Source organism: Microbacterium sp. 2MCAF23, from assembly GCF_052115565.1.
In the GTDB taxonomy this organism is placed as follows: Bacteria; Actinomycetota; Actinomycetes; order Actinomycetales; family Microbacteriaceae; genus Microbacterium.
The window spans coordinates 37,395-55,474 of sequence record NZ_JBFRGY010000013.1 but is presented as its reverse complement, the minus strand read 5'-3'; the positions used below and the strand labels follow the sequence as shown (position 1 = coordinate 55,474).

Below are 18,080 nucleotides of genomic sequence, written 5' to 3'. Positions count from 1 at the left end.
CGCTCCCCGCGGTTAGGCTTGACCGCATGCCGGCCACCGTCTTCGCTCCTTTTCCATGGACGGACGTGTGGGGGCAGGATGCCGCAGTGGAGACGCTGCAGGCCGCGGTCACCGACCCGGCGGCGATGTCGCACGCATGGCTCATCACCGGGCCGCCCGGATCCGGCCGGTCCACGCTCGCCACGGCCTTCGCCGCGTCGCTGATCGCCTCGGGGCCGGACGATGAGCAGACCATGCGTCAGGTGCTCGCCGGCACTCACCCCGACGTGACGGTGCTGCGCACGGAGAAGGTGATCATCTCGATCGCCGAGGCCCGTGCGCTCGTCGAACGGTCGTACTTCGGCCCGTCCAACGGGCGGTATCGCGTGATCGTCGTCGAGGATGCCGATCGCATGACCGAACGCACCTCGAACGTGCTGCTGAAGGCGCTCGAGGAGCCGCCCGAGCAGACGGTCTGGATCCTGTGCGCGCCGAGCGAGGCGGATCTGCTGCCCACGATCCGCTCCCGCGTGCGTTCGCTGCGGCTGCGCGAGCCCGATGTGGCCGCGGTCGCCGAGCTCATCGTGCGTCGCACCGGGGCGGATCCGGTCGTGGCGGAGCAATCCGCCCGGCACGCTCAGCGGCACATCGGCATGGCGCAGCGGCTCGCGACCGACGAGGCCGCTCGCGCTCGCCGCGAGCAGACTCTGCGCGCCGTGCTGAGCGCGCGCGGGGTCAACGACGCCATCGAGGTCGCCGGGCAGATCGTGCAGGCCGCGACGGACGACGCGAAGGCCCTCACCGCCGAGCGGGACGACGCCGAGCGCCGCGCGCTGCTGCACACGGTGGGCATCGCCGAGGGTCAGGCCGTGCCGCCCGCCGTGCGCTCGCAGATCAACGCCCTGGAGGACGAGCAGAAGCAGCGCGCCAAGCGCAGCGTGCGCGACGGCCTCGATCGGGTCCTCACCGACCTGCAGTCGCTGTTCCGGGATGTGGTGATGCTGCAGTTCGGCCGCGGTGACGCGCTCATCAACGAAGAACTCGCGCCCGAACTCGCCGCCCTCGCTGCCGCGTGGGCGCCGGAGCGCACCCTGATCGTGCTGGATCATCTGGCCGAGACCAGGGAAGCGCTGGAGCGCAACGTCGCTCCCGTGCTCGCCCTTGAGAGCTTGCTCGTGACCGTCACGAGCGGGAGGAGACCATGAACACCCGTTCCCGCTCGCGCCTGCGTCGCGCCTCGGTGGTGGTGGCGGGTCTCGTCGTCGCTGCGATCGCGCTGTCCGGTTGCCTGTATGCGATGATCCCGGCCCACCCCACGTCAGCCGGACCGACCGCGACCCCCGACACCTCGGGCATCGCCGAAGACCTCAAGCCGTTCTATGGGCAGAAGCTGAGCTGGTCAGGGTGCGGCGCTGGGATGGACTGCACCACGGTGAAGACCCCGCTCGACTGGGAGGACCCCGGCAAAGGGACTCTCGACCTCGCCGTGGTGCGTCATCGAGCGACCGGCGCCTCGAAGGGATCTCTTCTGACCAACCCGGGCGGACCCGGGGCGAGCGGTCTCGACCTGATCAAGTCGAGCCTGGACTACGCGGTCAGCCCGACCCTCATCAAGAATTACGACGTCATCGGCTTCGATCCTCGCGGCGTCGGATCCTCCACCGCGGTGAAGTGCTTCGACGCGTCGCAGATGGACGACTACCTGTACTCGATCCGCCCCGGCGCGCGCGGCAGCGACGAGTGGACCACGGCGCAGAAGAACGCCAACAAGGACTTCGCCGACGCCTGTGAGCAGAACAGCGATGGGATCCTGCCCTACATCACCACGGTGAACTCCGCGCGTGACATGGATCTGCTCCGGGCCGTGTTGGGGGACAAGAAGCTGAACTACCTCGGCTACTCCTACGGCACGTTCCTCGGCGCCACCTACGCCGAGCTGTACCCGGAGCGCGTGGGCCACCTGGTGCTGGACGGCGCCCTGGATCCGGCGGTCTCCAACCTCGATGTCAGCACGACGCAGGCGATCGGATTCGAGTCCGCCCTGCGCGCGTACATGGCTGATTGCCTCAAGGGCAAGAAATGCCCTTTCCAGGGCACGGTCGACGACGCCATGAAAGATCTCGGCGCTCTCCTCGCGAGCGTCGACCGCTCACCGCAGAAGAACACCGACGGCCGCATGCTGGGAGCGGACTCCCTGATGACCTCGATCGTCGCGGCGCTGTACTCGCAGGACAGCTGGTCGTATCTCACGCAGTCGCTCACGGCAGTGCTGAAGGGCGACCCCTCCGTGGCCTTCCAGCTCGCGGACTTCTACAACAACCGCGAGAACGGCAAGTACTCCGACAACTCGACCGAGGCGTTCCGGGCGTACAACTGCATGGACTACCCCCTGGAGGACGACGCGGCGGCCAAGGCGGCATCCGATGCCAAGATCAAGGCCGAGGCTCCGACCATCGCCCCGTACTGGGATGGTCCCGACCCGTGCGAGCAGTGGCCGTACCCTCCCACGGGCAAGCGCGGCGAGATCGCCGCCGCGGGGTCCGGTCCCATCCTCGTCATCGGCACGACCAATGACCCCGCCACCCCGTACACCTGGGCCGAGTCGCTCGCGAAGCAGCTCGAGGGCGGCATCCTCATCACCCGCGTCGGCGAGGGGCACACCGGCTACAACAAGGGCAACTCGTGCGTGGACGATGCCGTGGACGCCTACTTCGTGGACGGCACCGTGCCGGACAAGGCGGGGATCCGCTGCGAGAAGTGAGATCCGGACGGAACGGCCGGATCCGCACGGAGACGGTGGTCGCCGTGACCGGGCCGCGCCCGGGGTGCGCGTGGTTCGCAGCACGCCCGCGGACAGGGTAAGATCGTTGATCGTGCGGTTCGCCCGCATGCGCATCCACCAGGGTGTGCGCCGCCCTAGCTCAGTCGGCAGAGCATTTCACTCGTAATGAAAAGGTCAAGGGTTCGATTCCCTTGGGCGGCTCGACCGGAAACCCCCTCCTCGGAGGGGGTTTCGTCGTTCGGCCTGGTCGCACCGGTGCTGACATCGTCCTCTCCTGCTGCGGTGTGCGGTCAGCCGACCCGGGGCAGGGACCGAGCGAACTCTGTGATGTCCGCGGCGAGGAGCGCCGGCTCTTCATGCGGCGCGAAATGCCCGCCACGGGGCATGACGGTGTACCGCACGACGTCATAGGTGCGCTCCGCCCAGCTGCGCGGAGGGCGGGCGAGGTCGAACGGGAAGAGCGCGACCGCGGTGGGCACCGAAACGCGGTCGACCCGAGTCGTGAGTCCTGCGGCGAACTCGTAGTACGGCCGGAGCGAGGTCGCGATCGAGTTCGTGGACCAGTACAGCGACGCGAGGGTGAGGAGATAGTCATCTGAGAATCGGGTCGAGAGGACTCCTCCGCAGTCGCTCCATGCGCGGTGCTTCTCCAGGATCCAGGAGAGCAGCCCGGCCGGCGAGTCGGAGAGCGCCGGGGCGAGCGTGAGCGGGCGGGTCTGGTGCTGGTGCTGGTAGGCGCCCTCCGTCGAGATCCATCTCTGCACGCGCTCGAGATGGTCGCGCTCGTCATCGGTGAGGGTCTCGGAGTCGACCTCACGCGGTGCCGCCACGGCAAGAAGATGGATGCCCGCGAGGTGTTCGGGGTGCGCCTGCGCAGACGGGAGGTGATCCCGGCGCCGAGATCACCGCCGTGTGCGATGTACCGCGGGAATCCGAGCTCGGCGGTCATCAGCCGGTGCCACAGCTCGTGCGTCTGTCCGGTGAGGGTCGGTCGCTGAGGCGAGAACGGGAAGCCGGGTAGGGCTGGCACGATGACGGTGCGGGCATCGGACGGGTCGCCCGCGAAACGGGAGGGGTTCGAGAGGCGCTCGGCCAGATCCACGAGCTCGAGCGCGCTGCTCGGCCAGCCATTGGTCAGGACGATCGGCAGAGCGGAGCCCGGCGTGACAGGGTCGAAGCGCAGGTAGCCGACAGGCGTGCCATCGAGGTCGGCCGAACGCCAGGGGAGCGCCTCGATCCGGTCCTGCTGTGCGTCCGCATCGAAACCATCGGCCCAGTGGGCGACGAGACGCTGCAGGTCGTCGAGTCGAGTCCCCGCCTCCCATCCGACCTCCGGCCACGGCTCGGGCCAGCGGGTCGCGCGAAGCCGGCGCCGAAGATCCTCGAGATCGGACGGATGGTTGAGACGAGGGATCATCGTCGCCCTTCCCAGGCGCGGACAGAACCGAAAGACACGGCGGACCACGGCACGGATGCGGGCCGCGGCGTGGATCTTGGAGCTGTCTCGAGCGTAAGGAACGCTTCCGTCGTGCACAAGACAGGCGAGTCAGCTCCATGGCGAGGAAGCAGGGTGCGCCGCACATCGGGCGTTCGACTCGACGGGAAACCCCCTCCTCGGAGGGGGTTTCGTCGTTCCGGCGTACGCTCGGAGCATGTCCCGTGCACTGCTGATCGTCGACGTCCAGAACGACTTCACCGAGGAGGGGGCCCTCGCCGTGGTCGGCGGTGACGCGGTCGCCCGCGGCGTCACCGCGCTGCTGCACGAGCACGCGGCCGACTACGACGTCATCATCGCCTCGCGGGACTGGCATGACGCGACGGGGGACAACGGCGGACACTTCTCCGAGGCGCCCGACTACGTCGACAGCTGGCCCGTGCACTGCGTCGCCGGCACCACGGGCGCCGACTACGACTCGCTGCTGGACACCGCCTCCGTCACCCACCACGTGCGTAAGGGGCAGGGCAAGCCCGCTTACTCCATGTTCGAGGGTGTGACGGAGACGGACGAGACGGTCGCCGCGATCCTGTCCGCGCACAGCGTGCTCACCGCCGACGTCGTCGGCATCGCGACCGACCACTGCGTGCGCGCCTCCGCGTCCGACGCGATCGCACACGGCGTGCACGTGCGGATCCTGACCGACCTCGTCGCGGGCGTCGGCGCCGAATCGAGCGCCGCAGCGCTCGCCGAGCTCGCGCATGCCGGGGCCGAGCTCGTGCCGAGCGCCGACCGACGGGATGCTCCGGCCGAGGGCACGGCGCCCGCCGGTTCCGCGGATGTCTCCGACCAGCCGACCGACGGCTCCGCCGAATGACCGTCGAACGCTGCGCGCTGCTGCTGCGCGCCGTGAACGTGAGCGGCGCGAACAAGGTGCCGATGGCGGAGTTGCGTGCGCTCATGAACGACCGCGGGGGGTTCGGCACGGTGACCACGTACATCGCGAGCGGCAACGTCATCTGCGATGCGCCCGCGGATCACGCGGCGGCCTGCGCAGAGGTGCGGACGCTGATCCACGACGCGTTCGGCGTGGACACCCCGGTGATCCTGCGCACGCACCACGAGTTGGTCCGTGCGATCGAGGAGAACCCGTTCCCCGATGCTGCGGCCGACAAGATGCTGCACGCGATGTTCCTCGAGGGAGTGCCGCGGGCCGATGCGGTCGAGACGCTGAATGAGCGACTGCAGCCCGGCGAACGGATCGCCCTGCGCGGAAACGACCTGTGGATCGATTTCGGCGCCGGGGGAGTGCACTCCAGCAAGCTCACGCGCCCGGTGCTCGATCGCGCGCTGGGTGTCGCCGGTACCGCGCGCAACCTCCGCACGGTGCGGAAGCTCGCCGAGCTCACGGCCGGCTGACGCCCTCGGCCGGCCCATCGGTCTCGCCGGCCCCGAGGGCGCGGCTGAGCGCGGTCGGAGCCGCAGAGTCTGCGGCATGCAGATCCACGCGTTGCGCGCCGCAGGTCACGCAGCGGACGTACAGCAGCGTGCCGTCGGACGTCCTGTGCCGGGACCGCGTCCTCCAGGCATGCTCGTGCGCGGGAGCGGGTCGGAGCGGATCCGGAGTCGTGAGGGGGATCGATGCGGTGTCGGGGGTGGATGCGGCGGTCATGATTCCACGATGATGTAATGCTCTTATGCATCTCAACCCTTACGGCGAGTACGCGGTTCTGATGGCGGCATCGCTCGCGAACGACTGGCCGTCCGATCGCGCCGGCATCGAGCAGCGCACCCGTGACTTCGGCATGACGATGCTCTTTCCGGACGATCCGCAGGACCATTCCGCGACCCGAGTCGTGATCGACGAGTGGCTGCGCGTCGTCGACGCGGCGACCGCGCAGGCGCGCGCATCGCTGCTGAACGCGCAGATGGCCACGGCGGCGGCGTACCCGCGGCTCACGGACCACGACGGCGAAGGCTGGCATCTGCACTATCGCGGCGAGGAGGATTCGCTGCCCCGTGTGCTGCGCGCCGTGATCGCCGTCGGCACCTCACTGCACCTGGTCACACGAGGGATGACGCGACTGGGGCGCTGCGCGGCGGCGCCGTGCACAAATGTCGTGGCCGATGTGACCCGCAACGGGCGGCAACGCTACTGCTCGGTGCGCTGTGCCAACCGCGACGCCGTGCGCCGGCACCGGGCTCGACGGGCTTAGCGCTCCGGGCCCGGTGCCAGCTCGATGATCAGTCGTACATGCCGACGTTGATCGGACCCGTCAGGTCGGGCGGGGCAGCACGGAAGCCGCGCGTCTTCACGAGCAGGTAGACGACCCCGATCGCCGTCCATGCGCCGCCGATGATCATCGAGATCCCGTCCAGGCTGAGCCAGAGCGCCACGTTGATCACGACCCCGATCGCGGGGACGACGACGAAGCTGATCCAGGATCCGATCGTGCGCTTCGTGATGAATCGGAAGAACACGAAGATCACCGACAGGTTCACGAAGGTGAAGGCGATGAACGCGCCGAAGTTGATCATCGACGACGCCTGCGCGAGGTTCACGAACAGCGCGGCCAGGGCGATCGCGGCGACGATGAGCACATTCGCGACGGGCACCCCGGTTCGCGGGTTCACCCGGCCGAACAGTCGCTTCGGCAGGGCGCCGTCGCGGCCCATGGCGTAGAGCAGGCGCGCTGCGCTCATCTGCTGCGTGATGCCGCAGCCCAGCACCGCCATCATGTAGCCGCCGACGAAGATCGCCTGGAACGCGGCGCCGCCGATGTACTTCGCGATCTCGGGGGAGGCGCCGACGATGTTCTCCAGCTTCGTCACGTCGGGGAAAAGTGTCTGCATGACGTAGGTGACGGTGAGGAAGAACGCCCCTGCCGCGGCCACGATGAGGAAGATCGCGCGGGGGATGTCCCTGGTCGGACGCTCCGCCTCCTCGGCCAAGGTGGAGACCGCGTCGAAGCCGAGGAACGACAGTGCGAGGATCGCGGCGCCGCCGGCGAGGGCCGCCGCCTGGACGTCGTCCGAGAAGAACGGGCGGATCGTGAACGAAGCGTCATTGGCGCCGTTCGAGATGTTCACGACCGCCAGCACGACGAACAGCACGGCGACGACGAGCTGGATGCCGACCAGGATCACGTTCATGCTCGCCGCGAGCCGCACGCCGACCAGATTGAGCGCAGTGCAGATGACCACGGTGAGCAGCACCCACACCCAGAACGGCACGCCGGGATAGATCGCGCCCATGTAGATGCCGGACAGGATCGCGTTGATCATCGGCAGCAGCAGATAGTCCAGGGTCGCCGCCCAGCCCACGAGGAAGCCCACGGACGGGTGGATCGTCTCCTTCGCGTAGGTGTAGGCGGATCCGGCGATCGGGAAGAAGCGCACCATGCGCGAGTAGCTGAACGCCGTGAAGAGCACCGCGACCAGCACCACCAGATAGGCGAGCGGCACGTGGCCGCTGGTCTGGTCGGCGACGATCCCGAACATGTCGAACACCGCGAGCGGCGCCATGTAGGCGAGGCCGATGAAGACCAGGTGGCGCAGCTTCAGGGTGCGCCGGAGCGCGCCCGGCTCATGCGTGACGGCGTGGGCGAGCTGATCGTCGCCGGCGGCGATGGCGGAGTGGGATGGCAGCGTTGACATCGTGTCGGGTCGTCCTCAGTCGTTGTGGGAGTGGCAGTGGTGGTCGGCGGCGGGTTCGGTGCAGCTCTGTCCGGCCCCGCCCGGGTCCTGGACCGTCGCCGGGGCTGCGGCTCCGCCGAGCTCGCCGCGATGGTCGTGCACTGCGGTGCCGCCCACGACGGTGAGGTCGGCGTGCTGGGCGAGGATCTCCGCGGGCTCCATGGCGTAGAGGTCGCCCGACCACACCACGAGGTCGGCGAGGTATCCGGCGCGCAGCATTCCGAGCGCGTCCTCATGGTGGAACGCTCCCGCCCCGCCCTTGGTGTAGGCCTCCAGGGTGCGGTCCAGGTCGAGGCGCTCGCCCTGGGTCCAGGGGTCGCCGCCGTCGAGGCGGGCGCGGGTCATCGCGCTGTAGATGCCGACGAGCGGATCCATCTCGCCCACCTGCCAGTCGCTGGAGAACGTGACCCTGGCGCCTGACTCGATCATGGAGCGGAAGCGCCAGGCGCGGTCCCAGCGTGCCTCTCCGACGTTCTCCATCCATGTGCCGGCGACGAGGTCCGGAGAGGCGTGCCGCGGCTGCATCGCCGCGACCACCCCGAGCTCGCGGAAGCGCGGGAGGTCCTCCGGGGACAGGCACTCCACATGCACGATGCCGTGGCGGGCGTCGCGCGCGCCGTTCGCCCGCTGGGCGGCCTCGATCGAATCCAGCGTCAGCCGGATCCCCCAATCGCCGGTGGCGTGGGTGTGCACCTGATAGCCGAGGCGGTCGAGCTCGATGAACAGCTTCGTGAACTCGGTCGGCTCGAGGCTGGTGTGCCCGCGGTGACCGGGGCGGTTCGCGTAATCCTCGAGCATCGCGGCGGTGTGCGGCTCGATCACGTCGTCGGCGTAGAGCTTGACGGCGCCCAGCCGGAATCGCTCGTGCTGCGGCGTCTCCCGGATCGCCTCGGTGATGCGGGTGCGGAAGTCGCCGTCGGCGCCGACGGGGTGGTAGATCGCGGCGATGGTGCGCGACGTCAGCTTGCCCTCGCGCTCGGCGCGATCGAACAGCGGCAGCTCCGCAAGCGGGACCTGCGGCTCGACCACGGTCGTGATACCGAAGCGCCGGGCCATCTCCAGGCTGTTCACGATCTTGCGATAGCGGCGATCGGGGGAGTACATCGGGATGTCGCGCTGCAGCTCTGCGAGCCCGTCCACGGTCATCGCGATGGTGTAGAAGTCGAAGACCCAGCCGGTCGGCTCGCCGGTGGTCCGGTCCATCTCGGGGTTCCCCCAGGCGATGTCGCCACCGTTCAGGATGCCGAGCTTGGCGAGCGCGGGACGGTTCAGCCAGACCGAGTGCTGATCGTAGGTCGTGATGAACACGGGGCGGTCGGTGACCCCTGCGAGGTCGTCGGCGTTCGGGCGACGGTTCTCGACCACCGAGTAGAGCGCGTTCTCCGCGCAGATCCACTCCAGCTCGGGGTGCGCCTCGGCGAACGCCGCGATACGCGAGCGCACCACATCGAGGCTCTGCACCTGGTCGAGGCTGACGGCGAGGTCGTCGTAGCCGAGCAGCAGGTGGTTGTGAGTGTCGGCGACGCCGGGGGTGACCAGGCGGCCCTCGAGCTGGACGGTCTGCCGCGCCGAGGGGGCTTCGGCGGCGGATCCCACATAGGTGATGCGGTCGCCCGTGACGCCGACGGCCTCGGCCCAGGGCTGCGCGGGATCGAAGGTGCGGACGCGTCCGCCGGTGTAGAGGGTGTCGACTGCCATGTCGTTGCTCCAGCGTCTCGGGGTGGGCGCGCGCTGAGGCGCGAAGAAAGAGTTCTTTGACTCAAGAGTAAATTAATTCACTCAAATGTCAAGAAACTCTTCGAATCGGATCCGGATCCGCCCGCGGGACTGCGATACTTGCTGCATGGCACGCCCCAGCACCCAGGAGCAGCGCCGCCGCGAGGTGGTCGATGCGGCGCTCGACGCCGCCGCCGAGCACGGGCTGCGCAATCTCTCGCTGACGGATGTCGCGAACCAAGCCGGGGTCACCCGGGGCGCGTTGCTGTACTACTACGAGGACCTGGACGCGATCCTCGTCGAGGCGCACGCCGCGGGCATGCGCCGGGTCGGCGAGGAGCGCGAGGCGCTCGTGGCACAGGCCGAGCGTCCGGCCGAGCAGCTCGCGATCGCCGTCCGCGCAGGACTGCCGAGCGGCCCGGATGATGCGCTCATGCGGCTGCTCTACGAGTTCGACGTGCTCGCGGGCAAGTCACCGCTGCACGACGAGCTGGTGCAGCGGCTCTACGGCGAGCAGCTCGCCCTGTACCGCCGGATCCTGGAAGCGGGCGCGGCAGCCGGCGACTTCGACCTGGCCGGGCCCGTCGAGGACATCGCGATGAACTTCGTCGCCCTCGAGGACGCCTACGGCCTGCACATCGTCGCCGGCGGCAGCATCTCCGTCGCGGATGCCGAGCGCGCCATCGCCCTGTTCGCGCGTCAGGCGGGCGCGCCGCTCGCGGAGTGACCGGTCGCTCCGGCAGAGCGGACCTGAAGGTCAGGAGCCGGCGGCTGCTCGCGCGATCGCCTCACTGCGCCAATCCGATTCCATTCGTTCATACGTGGCGATCGCGTGACAGTTGCGGCAGCGAACGTCACATTTCGCGATCTCGGCGACGAGCGCTGCAGCGCTGAACCCGTTTCTCACCAATTGCATGACTGCGTCCCGTTTGTCGCTGCCGGGGCGATGATCGAAATCCAGAATCCTCAGATCCCTCGCGCCGCAGTCGACACAGGGATGCGCTATGAGATAGTCCGCGATGAACGCACGGTTCTCGGCGCGTTGAGCCAGAGTGCGCGCCCGGATCGTAGCGATGTGCTGGTCGCGATTTTCTCGAAAGTACCGGCGAGAGGACTCACGATTGCAGTCGCGGCAGACCTCTTGACGTCCATCGGCACGGGAGGCTTTTCGGTTGAAGTCCGTGAGCGCCTTGATCGTTCCGCATGTGCCGCAGCGCTTGCTGAGCTCGGCGGCGGGACGTGCAGACTCCGAGTCCATCGATATCTCCTCGCGTGATGAGTTGCACGATACGCTCGGTCACGGACAACTCAGACGTGCGAAAGGCCCGGTCGTGATGACCGGGCCTTTCGCTGCGGTGGGCCCCGTGGGGCTCGAACCCACGACCCGCGGATTAACCTGCCACTTCGGCTTTCGCCGCCGCCCGCTGGGCGTTCGTGGTCTGGACTGTCCCTTCACCCTGGCTTGCGCTGTAGGTGCCACCCGTCCAGTCTCTACACCTTCCGGACTCGCGTCCGGCTTGGCTCGGGATTGCCAACTGGTCTCCCAGGAAGGGTTCCCCGACTTTGAGTGGTGTCATCCCCGGAGTTTCCTCCGAGGCGCTCCTATTGTGTTGAAGTCCGATGCTCTGCCAACTGAGCTAGAGGCCCGTACTCCCGAGTCTATCGGTCGCAACTGGGTGCCCGAGTCGGAGACCGCGCGTAGCCTGGGTCGGTGCCCGCACCCTTCCACCGCCCCGTCCGCGTCTCGCCGGAGACGCTCGACAACCTGCTCGGACCCCACGACCCGGCCGAGCAGACGCGTATGGCGCATGCCACGGCGTCGGCTCTGCTGGCGCGCGTGCGCGCGGATGACAGTGGCGTGAGCGCCGAGCGACTCGTGGCGTACGCGACCGAGCACGGCATCGACGAGATCGCCGAGCTCTGGGCGAAGAGCCCTGCGGTGTCTCTGCCGGGAACCCTGTGGCGGCTGTATCTGGTGCAGGCGTCGATCTACGCCGATCCGGCGCTTGCGGCGCTCCTGCACGAACGCGGACGCATCGAGCTGCCCTCCGTCGACGCCCTGGTCGCGGGCGCGCCGGTGCCGGCCGGTCCCGAAGAACTCGTCGCGCTCATCGACACCATCCTGCACGGCGCCTTCTCCGGCGACTTCGCGATCGCACTCGAGCGCGCCGCGGCTTTCTGCCGCGTGCAGGCTTCCGGTTCGACGCACATCGCCGACGACTACGACCCGACCGAGCCCGACAGGGCGAGCGACCTCACCGCTCGCGCCGCACGTCTCAGCGCTTTCGCGCAGGATCTGACCGCCTCCGCGGCCGCCTGGCGCGACGGATCGCTGAACTGACCGGATCCTCGAAGCCCTCCCGAAAGGGACCGGATCCGGAGACGAAGAAGCCGGGCCGCAAGAACGCCTCTCGGCGGAAGGCCGCTCGCAGCGGCGAAAAATGGAGCCCGGGGTTATGCGGCCCGGCCGATCAAGTGTAACGCGTCGCACCCGGAGGTATTCCCGGCGGCCGAGACCCCGGGCGCGTCGTATCCTGCGTCCGTCGAATCGCGTCATCCGGGGCCCGGGGCGTCACGGCTCAGGACACGACGCACGGCCTAAGCTCGTCCCATGGCCGCTGCCCGTTTCGCTCTGCTGATCACCCCCGCCGAGTCCACCGAGGAGGAGCGGGCCGATTTCAGCGACAGCTTCCGGCGGATCGACCCGGGCGCGCCCGCGCTCAGCGTGGGCGAGCTGAGCACGCAGCGCGGCGACGGCATCTTCGAGTCGATCGGCGTCGTCGACGGGCACGCGCAGGAGGTCGAGGCGCATGTGCAGAGGCTGGCGCATTCGGCCGCGCTGTGCGACCTGCCCGAACCTCACCGCGAGCAGTGGCGTCAGGCGGTCGCGATCGCAGCCGCCGAGTGCGGCCCAGGGGAGTGGGTGATCAAGCTCATCCTGAGCCGGGGCGTCGACCACGGGCCCGCGCCCACGGCATGGGTCACCGCCGCCCCCGCAGGCGACTTCGTAGCGGCACGCACGGAGGGGATCCGCGTGGTCACCCTCGACCGCGGTTATGACAGCGCCGCCGCCGAACGCTCTCCGTGGCTGCTGTTGGGCGCGAAGACGCTCTCGTACGCGGTGAACATGGCAGCCCTGCGCGAGGCGCACCATCGCGGCGCCGACGACGCGATCTTCATCACCACCGACGGCGTCGTGCTGGAGGCGCCCACGGCGTCGCTCATCCTGCGCTTCGGCGACCGCTTCGTGACGCCTGCGCCGCACGGCGGCATCCTGCAGGGCACCACGCAGATCAGCCTGTTCGCGCATCTCGAGCAGCAGGGCTTCGCCACGGAGTACGCCACGGTGCCGACGGCCGACCTCGCCACCGCGGAGCAGGCCTGGCTCGTCTCCAGCGTGCGCCTCGCCGCCCCGATCACCGCGATCGACGACAGCCCGCTCGCGATCGACCGCGCGTTCACCGACGGCTTGAACGCGTATCTGCTTTCCGCGCGGGACTGACGTTCCCCGCAGCACTGTTCCGCGGCGAGCGATGGTCGTAGTCTGCCCACATGGCAGAGCAGCCGGCCGCCCCCGCGGCCTACGACGACCTTCGTGCGGTGTTCGTGAACTGCACGTTGAAGCGCAGCCCGGAACTCAGCCACACCCAGGGGCTGATGGATCGCAGCATCGCACTGATGCGGTCGCAGGGCGTGACCGTCGACGACATCCGCTTCATCGACCACGACGTCGCGACCGGGGTCTACCCTGACATGCGCGAGCACGGGTGGGCGAGCGACGCGTGGCCGGATGAGATCTGGCCGCTGATCGATGCCGCCGACATCCTGGTGGTGGGCGGGCCGCTGTGGCTCGGTGACAACGCCTCGATCACCCGCAAGCTCATCGAACGCCTCTACGCGATGAGCGGCCTTTTCAACGACAAGGGCCAGTACGTCTACTACGGCAAGACGGGCGGCGCGATCATCACCGGCAACGAGGACGGCGTCAAGCACGCCGCGATGTCGATCCTGTACAGCCTGCAGCACATCGGATTCACCATCCCGCCTGCCGCGGATGCGGGCTGGATCGGTGCCATCGGGCCGGGACCGAGCTATCTGGATCCCGGATCCGGTGGACCGGAGAGCGACTTCACCAACCGGAATACGACGTTCATGACCTGGAATCTCCTGCACACGGCCCGCCGCATCAAGGATGCCGGCGGCATCCCCGCATACGGGAATCTGCGGCAGGCGTGGAACAACGGGGAGCGCTGGGGCTACGACGCCAACCCCGAGTATCGCTGACCCCGAGCGAGCAGCGCGGGGTCCATGGCGACCCGCGGTTCGCCGGGCAGCGCTAGCCGATCAGGTCGATCGCGAACTGGGCCTTGGTGCGCAGCTCGTCGGAGATCGGCGCACTGCCCGTGGCAGCGGCAGCCGCCTTCTGCCCTTCATTAGAGACGGCGATCGAGAAGAAGGCCTTCACGAGCGCGGCGGTTGCGGGCTTCTCATATCGGGTGCAGCCGATGAGATAACCGATCAGCAGCACCGGATAAGCACCTTCTGCGGTGGTTCCGCGATCGATCCTGGTCGCCAGATCGCCGGGGGCGCGGCCCTGTTCGATCCTTGCCGCATCCAGTGCGGCGCTCGCGCCCTGGGCAGAAGGCTTCCCCCAGTCATCGCCGACTCTGATCATGACGGAGGACAGTCCTTCGGCCGCTGACGCGTCGACGTAACCGATCCTGCCTTCACCTCCTCGCACCGCGAGGGCGATGCCGGATAACTTCTCGGCGGGTTCGCCGCCGAGACCCGCCGGCCAGCTCTCGACACTGCCGGCGGTCCAGACGTCAGGTGCCGTCTGATCCAGGTAGTCGGTGAAGTTGGCGGTGGTGCCTGACGCATCGGAGCGGTGCACGGGCGTGATCGGTGTCGCGGGCAGCTTCGCCTTCGGGTTGGTCGCGACGATCGCGGGGTCGTCCCATCTCGTGATGGCGCCCGTGAAGATGCCCGCGATGGTCGTCGGATCGAGCTTCAGGGAGTCGACCCCGCGGAGGGTGAAGACGATCGCGATCGGGGAGACGTACGCGGGGATCTCGACCGTCTCGGAGCCCTTGGCGCATGCCGCGAAGCCACCGGCCGTGACCTCCTCGGTCGTGAACGGCACGTCCGAGCCCGCGAAGGACGCCCGGCCCTCACGGAACGCCTGACGACCGGATCCGGAGTCTCGGGCGTCGAAGGTCGCGTGAGCATCGGGGTGGGCAGCGGTGAGGCGTGCGGACCAGGCCCCGATGGCACCCTGCTGTGCCGAAGACCCCGCGCCCAGAAGGGCGCCCGTGACGGGCGCCGACGGTGAGCTCGCCGGCGCGGTGACGCCCGGAGCGCCGGCGCCCGGCCCCGCGCAGCCGGCGAGCGCGAGGGCCGAGGCGGCAGTCAGCGCTGCGAGGCTCGCGAAGCGGCGCATCGTCACGGTGGATCCCCCTCGGTCGTCGGCCAGGATAACCCGGCGGGCGGGAGCCGAGCCAACGCGCCGATATCGAGGATGCCGGACGGATCAGCCCGGGATCATCCGAAGCGGCCGGAGACGTAGTCCTCGGTGGCCTGCTCCTTCGGCGAGGTGAAGATGGTCGCCGTGTCGGAGAACTCGATGAGCTTGCCCGGCTTGCCGGTGCCCGCGATGTTGAAGAAGGCCGTCTTGTCGCTCACGCGCGAGGCCTGCTGCATGTTGTGGGTGACGATCACGATCGTGAACTCGTTCTTGAGCTCGGTGATGAGCTCTTCGATCGCGAAGGTGGAGATGGGGTCGAGCGCCGAGCAGGGCTCGTCCATCAGCACCACCTGCGGGGAGACGGCGATGGTGCGCGCGATGCACAGGCGCTGCTGCTGGCCGCCGGACAGCCCTGCGCCCGGCTTGTCGAGCCGATCCTTCACCTCGTTCCACAGGTTGGCACCGCGCAGGGACTTCTCCACGAGGTCGTTCGCATCCGATGCCGAGATCCGCTTGTTGTTCAGGCGGACGCCGGCGAGCACGTTCTCCTTGATCGACATCGTGGGGAACGGGTTGGGCCGTTGGAACACCATGCCCACCTGGCGGCGCACCAGCACCGGGTCGACGCCCGGAGCGTACAGGTTCTCGCCGTCGATGTAGACGCTGCCCTGCACGGTCGCGCCGGGGATCACCTCGTGCATCCGGTTGAGGGTCCGCAAGAACGTCGACTTCCCGCAGCCCGACGGGCCGATGAAGGCGGTCACGGTGCGGGGCTCGATGTTCATGGACACATCCTCGACGGCGAGGAAGTCGCTATAGAAGACGTTCAGATCGTTGACTTCGATGCTCTTGGACACGGTGCGTGCCTTCCTGAGTTAGCGGCTCTTCGGCGCGAATGCCTTCGCGACGATCCGAGCGATGAGATTGAAGATGACGACGACGATGACCAGCAGCAGGGCGGCGCCCCACGCCTGCGCCTGCGAGGCCTCGATGTCCTTGCCCGGGAAGCTGTAGGCCGTGTAGGCCATGACCGGGAGGGTCTGCATCGGCCCGTTGAACGGGTTCGCGTTGAAGTTGTCGGTGAAGCTCGCGGCGATGAAGATCGGCGCGGTCTCGCCGATCACGCGGGCCACGGCCAGCACGACGCCGGTCACGATGCCGCTCGCGGCCGTGCGCAGCACCACCTTGATGATGGTCGTCGCGCGCGGCACGCCCAGGGCCAGGGAGGCCTCTCGCAACTCGTTCGGGACGAGCCGGATCATCTCCTCGGTGGAGCGGATCACGATCGGGATCATCAGCACGCACAGCGCGATCGAGGCGGAGAAGCCGCTGAACGCCTTCGGCCCGACGATGAGGGCCATCAGCGAGAACGCGAACAGACCGGCGACGATCGAGGGGATGCCCGTCATCACGTCGACCAGGAACGTGACCGTGCGACGCATCGGATTGTTGGGCTGCGCATACTCGGTGAGGTACACCGCGGCAAGGATCCCGATCGGCACCGAGATCAGCGCGGCGATCCCGGTGATGATGAGGGTGCCGACCACGGCCTGCAGGGCGCCGGGGGTGTTCGTCACGGCGAGGGTGTTCGGGTCGAAGATGGTGCCGCCGACTTTGGTGACGAAGTCCCAGTTCACCACCTTGAGTCCCTGCGCCACCACGGTCCAGAGCGTAGAGATCAGCGGCGCCACGGCGAGGACGAAGGCGCACACCACGAGCCCACGCACGACGCGGTCGACGGCCTTGCGACGACCCTCGACGATGCTGGATCCGACGCTGATCGCGATGAGGTACAACACGGCGGTGAGGACGAGCCACACGGCAGGGTTGAACAGCTGGGTCACCAGGAGCACGGCCGCCACGACGACGGCCGTGCCGATCGCGAGCACGGGTTCGATCCAGCGTGGCAGCTGACCGCTGGTGAGACTCAGCGGCTGCGCCGTCGCGGGGGCGGAACTGACGGCGGTCATACGCGCTTTCCAATCTTCGGCGAGGTGCGCGCCTTGCGCTCGGAACGGCCGAGGATGCCACGCGCGACCATGTTGACGGCGAGCGACACCACGAAGAGCATCAGGCCCGTGCCGATGAGGGCGGAGCGCTGCACGTCGGTCGCGATCGGGAAGTTCAGGGCGATGTTTCCCGCGATCGTCTGCGAGTTGTATCCGTCGGTGAGCAGCTTGACCGAGAACAGCAGCGACGGCGAGATGATCAGCGCGATCGCCATCGTCTCACCGAGCGCCCGTCCGAGTCCGAGCAGGATCGCGGAGACCATGCCGCTGCGCGCATAGGGGAAGACGGCCAGCTTGATCATCTCCCAGCGCGTCGCGCCGAGCGCGAGGGCGGCCTCCTCGTTCAGCCGCGGCGTCTGCAGGAAGATCTCGCGCGTCAGCGCCGTGATGATCGGCAGGATCATCACGGCGAGAACCACGCCACCGGTGAGGATGGTCGAGCCGGTGCTCGACACAGGACCCTCGAAGAGCGGGATCCAGCCGAAGTAGTGGTTGAGGAAGTCCGCGAGCGGCAGCAGGAACGGGCGCATCACGATGACACCCCACAGACCGAACACGATGGACGGAACGGCAGCGAGCAGGTCGACCACGTAGGCGAGGGCGCTGGCGAGCCGTCGCGGCGCGTAGTGCGAGATGAACAGGGCGATGCCGATCGCGACGGGAGCGCCGAGGATGAGTGCGATCAGTCCCGACCAGATGCTGCCCCAGAGCATCGGGGCGACGTAGTTCCAGAAGCTGCCCCAGTGCTTGTTCTGATAGCCGGCGAGGTCGCCATTGGTCTCCCAGTTCGCCGTGATGGCGGGGAGGCCCTTGAGGATCAGGAAGATCGCGACCCCGGCGAGGATCACCATGATCGAGGCGGCGGCGGTCGTCGACAGCCCCAGGAAGAATCGGTCGCCCGCCCGACGCTTGCCGACCAGTCCGACGGCGGCGACGGAGGTCGCGTCCTCACGCTGCGCGACGTCAGTCACGATGCCACTCTTGATCTCGCATGTGTCG

The 18,080-nt window shown here is 68.4% G+C and carries 18 protein-coding genes, 1 tRNA gene and 1 pseudogene; 10 read left to right on the top strand and 10 right to left on the bottom strand.

Annotated features, from left to right (window positions below; all coding sequences use genetic code 11):
- The first annotated feature begins 26 nt into the window (after positions 1-26).
- From AB4078_RS14245 to AB4078_RS14235, 3 genes are all read left to right on the top strand, one after another.
- Positions 27-1,184, top strand: a complete 1,158-nt coding sequence (locus tag AB4078_RS14245; protein ID WP_441977673.1) for a DNA polymerase III subunit delta' — start codon at positions 27-29, stop codon at positions 1,182-1,184.
- On the top strand, positions 1,181-2,740 hold the full coding sequence (locus tag AB4078_RS14240) for an alpha/beta hydrolase (protein WP_441977672.1): 1,560 nt from the start codon (positions 1,181-1,183) through the stop codon (positions 2,738-2,740). Before AB4078_RS14245 ends, AB4078_RS14240 begins: the two co-directional genes overlap by 4 nt.
- A gap of 149 nt (positions 2,741-2,889) precedes the next feature.
- Positions 2,890-2,962, top strand: a tRNA-Thr gene (locus AB4078_RS14235).
- Between the two features lie 89 nt (positions 2,963-3,051).
- Here AB4078_RS14235 and AB4078_RS14230 read toward each other — a convergent pair.
- Positions 3,052-3,591 (bottom strand): alpha/beta fold hydrolase, encoded by a 540-nt coding sequence (locus AB4078_RS14230; protein ID WP_441977671.1) that lies wholly within the window; start codon positions 3,589-3,591, stop codon positions 3,052-3,054.
- A 335-nt stretch (positions 3,592-3,926) separates the two neighbouring features.
- Positions 3,927-4,178 (bottom strand): annotated as a pseudogene (locus AB4078_RS14225) (epoxide hydrolase N-terminal domain-containing protein); the annotation flags it as partial.
- 235 nt (positions 4,179-4,413) lie between these two features.
- On the opposite strand from AB4078_RS14225, the gene AB4078_RS14220 reads away from it, so the two are divergent.
- Together AB4078_RS14220 and AB4078_RS14215 are read left to right on the top strand one after the other, a co-directional pair.
- A complete protein-coding gene (locus AB4078_RS14220; RefSeq protein ID WP_441977670.1) occupies positions 4,414-5,073 on the top strand; it encodes an isochorismatase family protein in 660 nt (219 codons plus the stop codon).
- The gene (locus AB4078_RS14215) at positions 5,070-5,615 is read left to right on the top strand and encodes a DUF1697 domain-containing protein (protein ID WP_441977669.1); all 546 of its coding nucleotides are present in this window, start codon (positions 5,070-5,072) and stop codon (positions 5,613-5,615) included. Before AB4078_RS14220 ends, AB4078_RS14215 begins: the two co-directional genes overlap by 4 nt.
- On the opposite strand, the gene AB4078_RS14210 is transcribed toward AB4078_RS14215, so the two are convergent.
- Entirely contained in the window at positions 5,602-5,868 is a 267-nt protein-coding gene (locus AB4078_RS14210) for a hypothetical protein (RefSeq protein ID WP_441977668.1), read from the bottom strand. The genes AB4078_RS14215 and AB4078_RS14210 overlap by 14 nt on opposite strands.
- Positions 5,869-5,893: 25 nt before the next feature.
- Between AB4078_RS14210 and AB4078_RS14205 the strand changes: the two genes are divergently transcribed.
- Positions 5,894-6,412 carry a CGNR zinc finger domain-containing protein gene (locus AB4078_RS14205; RefSeq protein WP_441977667.1) on the top strand — a complete coding sequence of 173 codons (519 nt, stop codon included), beginning with the start codon at positions 5,894-5,896 and terminating at the stop codon, positions 6,410-6,412.
- A 28-nt stretch (positions 6,413-6,440) separates the two neighbouring features.
- Here the strand turns inward: AB4078_RS14205 and AB4078_RS14200 are convergent, their stop codons facing one another.
- Together AB4078_RS14200 and AB4078_RS14195 are read right to left on the bottom strand one after the other, a co-directional pair.
- Positions 6,441-7,853 carry an APC family permease gene (locus tag AB4078_RS14200; RefSeq protein ID WP_441977666.1) on the bottom strand — a complete coding sequence of 471 codons (1,413 nt, stop codon included), beginning with the start codon at positions 7,851-7,853 and terminating at the stop codon, positions 6,441-6,443.
- 15 nt (positions 7,854-7,868) lie between these two features.
- On the bottom strand, positions 7,869-9,590 hold the full coding sequence (locus tag AB4078_RS14195) for an amidohydrolase (RefSeq protein ID WP_441977665.1): 1,722 nt from the start codon (positions 9,588-9,590) through the stop codon (positions 7,869-7,871).
- Positions 9,591-9,735: 145 nt separating this feature from the next.
- Between AB4078_RS14195 and AB4078_RS14190 the strand changes: the two genes are divergently transcribed.
- Positions 9,736-10,335 (top strand): TetR/AcrR family transcriptional regulator, encoded by a 600-nt coding sequence (locus AB4078_RS14190; RefSeq protein WP_441977664.1) that lies wholly within the window; start codon positions 9,736-9,738, stop codon positions 10,333-10,335.
- Between the two features lie 30 nt (positions 10,336-10,365).
- On the opposite strand, the gene AB4078_RS14185 is transcribed toward AB4078_RS14190, so the two are convergent.
- On the bottom strand, positions 10,366-10,866 hold the full coding sequence (locus AB4078_RS14185) for a hypothetical protein (protein ID WP_441977663.1): 501 nt from the start codon (positions 10,864-10,866) through the stop codon (positions 10,366-10,368).
- A gap of 453 nt (positions 10,867-11,319) precedes the next feature.
- Here AB4078_RS14185 and AB4078_RS14180 point away from each other — a divergent pair, with 453 nt between their 5' ends.
- The 3 genes from AB4078_RS14180 to AB4078_RS14170 all read left to right on the top strand — a co-directional run bounded on the left by AB4078_RS14180 (position 11,320) and on the right by AB4078_RS14170 (position 13,892).
- Positions 11,320-11,949, top strand: a complete 630-nt coding sequence (locus AB4078_RS14180) for a DNA-directed RNA polymerase subunit beta (RefSeq protein WP_440733779.1) — start codon at positions 11,320-11,322, stop codon at positions 11,947-11,949.
- A 270-nt stretch (positions 11,950-12,219) separates the two neighbouring features.
- Positions 12,220-13,110 (top strand): aminodeoxychorismate lyase, encoded by an 891-nt coding sequence (locus AB4078_RS14175; protein ID WP_441977662.1) that lies wholly within the window; start codon positions 12,220-12,222, stop codon positions 13,108-13,110.
- Between the two features lie 50 nt (positions 13,111-13,160).
- Positions 13,161-13,892 carry a flavodoxin family protein gene (locus AB4078_RS14170; RefSeq protein ID WP_441977661.1) on the top strand — a complete coding sequence of 244 codons (732 nt, stop codon included), beginning with the start codon at positions 13,161-13,163 and terminating at the stop codon, positions 13,890-13,892.
- A gap of 52 nt (positions 13,893-13,944) precedes the next feature.
- On the opposite strand, the gene AB4078_RS14165 is transcribed toward AB4078_RS14170, so the two are convergent.
- The 4 genes from AB4078_RS14165 to pstC all read right to left on the bottom strand — a co-directional run bounded on the left by AB4078_RS14165 (position 13,945) and on the right by pstC (position 18,052).
- Positions 13,945-15,048, bottom strand: a complete 1,104-nt coding sequence (locus AB4078_RS14165; RefSeq protein ID WP_441977766.1) for a phosphate ABC transporter substrate-binding protein PstS — start codon at positions 15,046-15,048, stop codon at positions 13,945-13,947.
- 101 nt (positions 15,049-15,149) lie between these two features.
- On the bottom strand, positions 15,150-15,929 hold the full coding sequence (pstB, locus tag AB4078_RS14160; RefSeq protein ID WP_440733776.1) for a phosphate ABC transporter ATP-binding protein PstB: 780 nt from the start codon (positions 15,927-15,929) through the stop codon (positions 15,150-15,152).
- Between the two features lie 18 nt (positions 15,930-15,947).
- Positions 15,948-17,042 carry a phosphate ABC transporter permease PstA gene (gene pstA, locus AB4078_RS14155; RefSeq protein ID WP_440733775.1) on the bottom strand — a complete coding sequence of 365 codons (1,095 nt, stop codon included), beginning with the start codon at positions 17,040-17,042 and terminating at the stop codon, positions 15,948-15,950.
- Entirely contained in the window at positions 17,039-18,052 is a 1,014-nt protein-coding gene (gene pstC, locus AB4078_RS14150; protein WP_440733774.1) for a phosphate ABC transporter permease subunit PstC, read from the bottom strand. Before pstC ends, pstA begins: the two co-directional genes overlap by 4 nt.
- Positions 18,053-18,080 lie beyond the last annotated feature (28 nt).

What these genes read in the sequence shown, in the direction of transcription:
- AB4078_RS14245 (WP_441977673.1), top strand. Translation starts at nt 27, where the DNA reads ATGCCGGCCACCGTCTTCGCTCCTTTTCCATGGACGGACGTGTGGGGG.
- AB4078_RS14240 (WP_441977672.1), top strand. Translation starts at nt 1,181, where the DNA reads ATGAACACCCGTTCCCGCTCGCGCCTGCGTCGCGCCTCGGTGGTGGTG.
- AB4078_RS14220 (WP_441977670.1), top strand. Translation starts at nt 4,414, where the DNA reads ATGTCCCGTGCACTGCTGATCGTCGACGTCCAGAACGACTTCACCGAG.
- AB4078_RS14215 (WP_441977669.1), top strand. Translation starts at nt 5,070, where the DNA reads ATGACCGTCGAACGCTGCGCGCTGCTGCTGCGCGCCGTGAACGTGAGC.
- AB4078_RS14210 (WP_441977668.1), bottom strand. Translation starts at nt 5,868, where the DNA reads ATGACCGCCGCATCCACCCCCGACACCGCATCGATCCCCCTCACGACT.
- AB4078_RS14205 (WP_441977667.1), top strand. Translation starts at nt 5,894, where the DNA reads ATGCATCTCAACCCTTACGGCGAGTACGCGGTTCTGATGGCGGCATCG.
- AB4078_RS14200 (WP_441977666.1), bottom strand. Translation starts at nt 7,853, where the DNA reads ATGTCAACGCTGCCATCCCACTCCGCCATCGCCGCCGGCGACGATCAG.
- AB4078_RS14195 (WP_441977665.1), bottom strand. Translation starts at nt 9,590, where the DNA reads ATGGCAGTCGACACCCTCTACACCGGCGGACGCGTCCGCACCTTCGAT.
- AB4078_RS14190 (WP_441977664.1), top strand. Translation starts at nt 9,736, where the DNA reads ATGGCACGCCCCAGCACCCAGGAGCAGCGCCGCCGCGAGGTGGTCGAT.
- AB4078_RS14185 (WP_441977663.1), bottom strand. Translation starts at nt 10,866, where the DNA reads ATGGACTCGGAGTCTGCACGTCCCGCCGCCGAGCTCAGCAAGCGCTGC.
- AB4078_RS14175 (WP_441977662.1), top strand. Translation starts at nt 12,220, where the DNA reads ATGGCCGCTGCCCGTTTCGCTCTGCTGATCACCCCCGCCGAGTCCACC.
- AB4078_RS14170 (WP_441977661.1), top strand. Translation starts at nt 13,161, where the DNA reads ATGGCAGAGCAGCCGGCCGCCCCCGCGGCCTACGACGACCTTCGTGCG.
- AB4078_RS14165 (WP_441977766.1), bottom strand. Translation starts at nt 15,048, where the DNA reads ATGCGCCGCTTCGCGAGCCTCGCAGCGCTGACTGCCGCCTCGGCCCTC.
- pstA (WP_440733775.1), bottom strand. Translation starts at nt 17,042, where the DNA reads ATGACCGCCGTCAGTTCCGCCCCCGCGACGGCGCAGCCGCTGAGTCTC.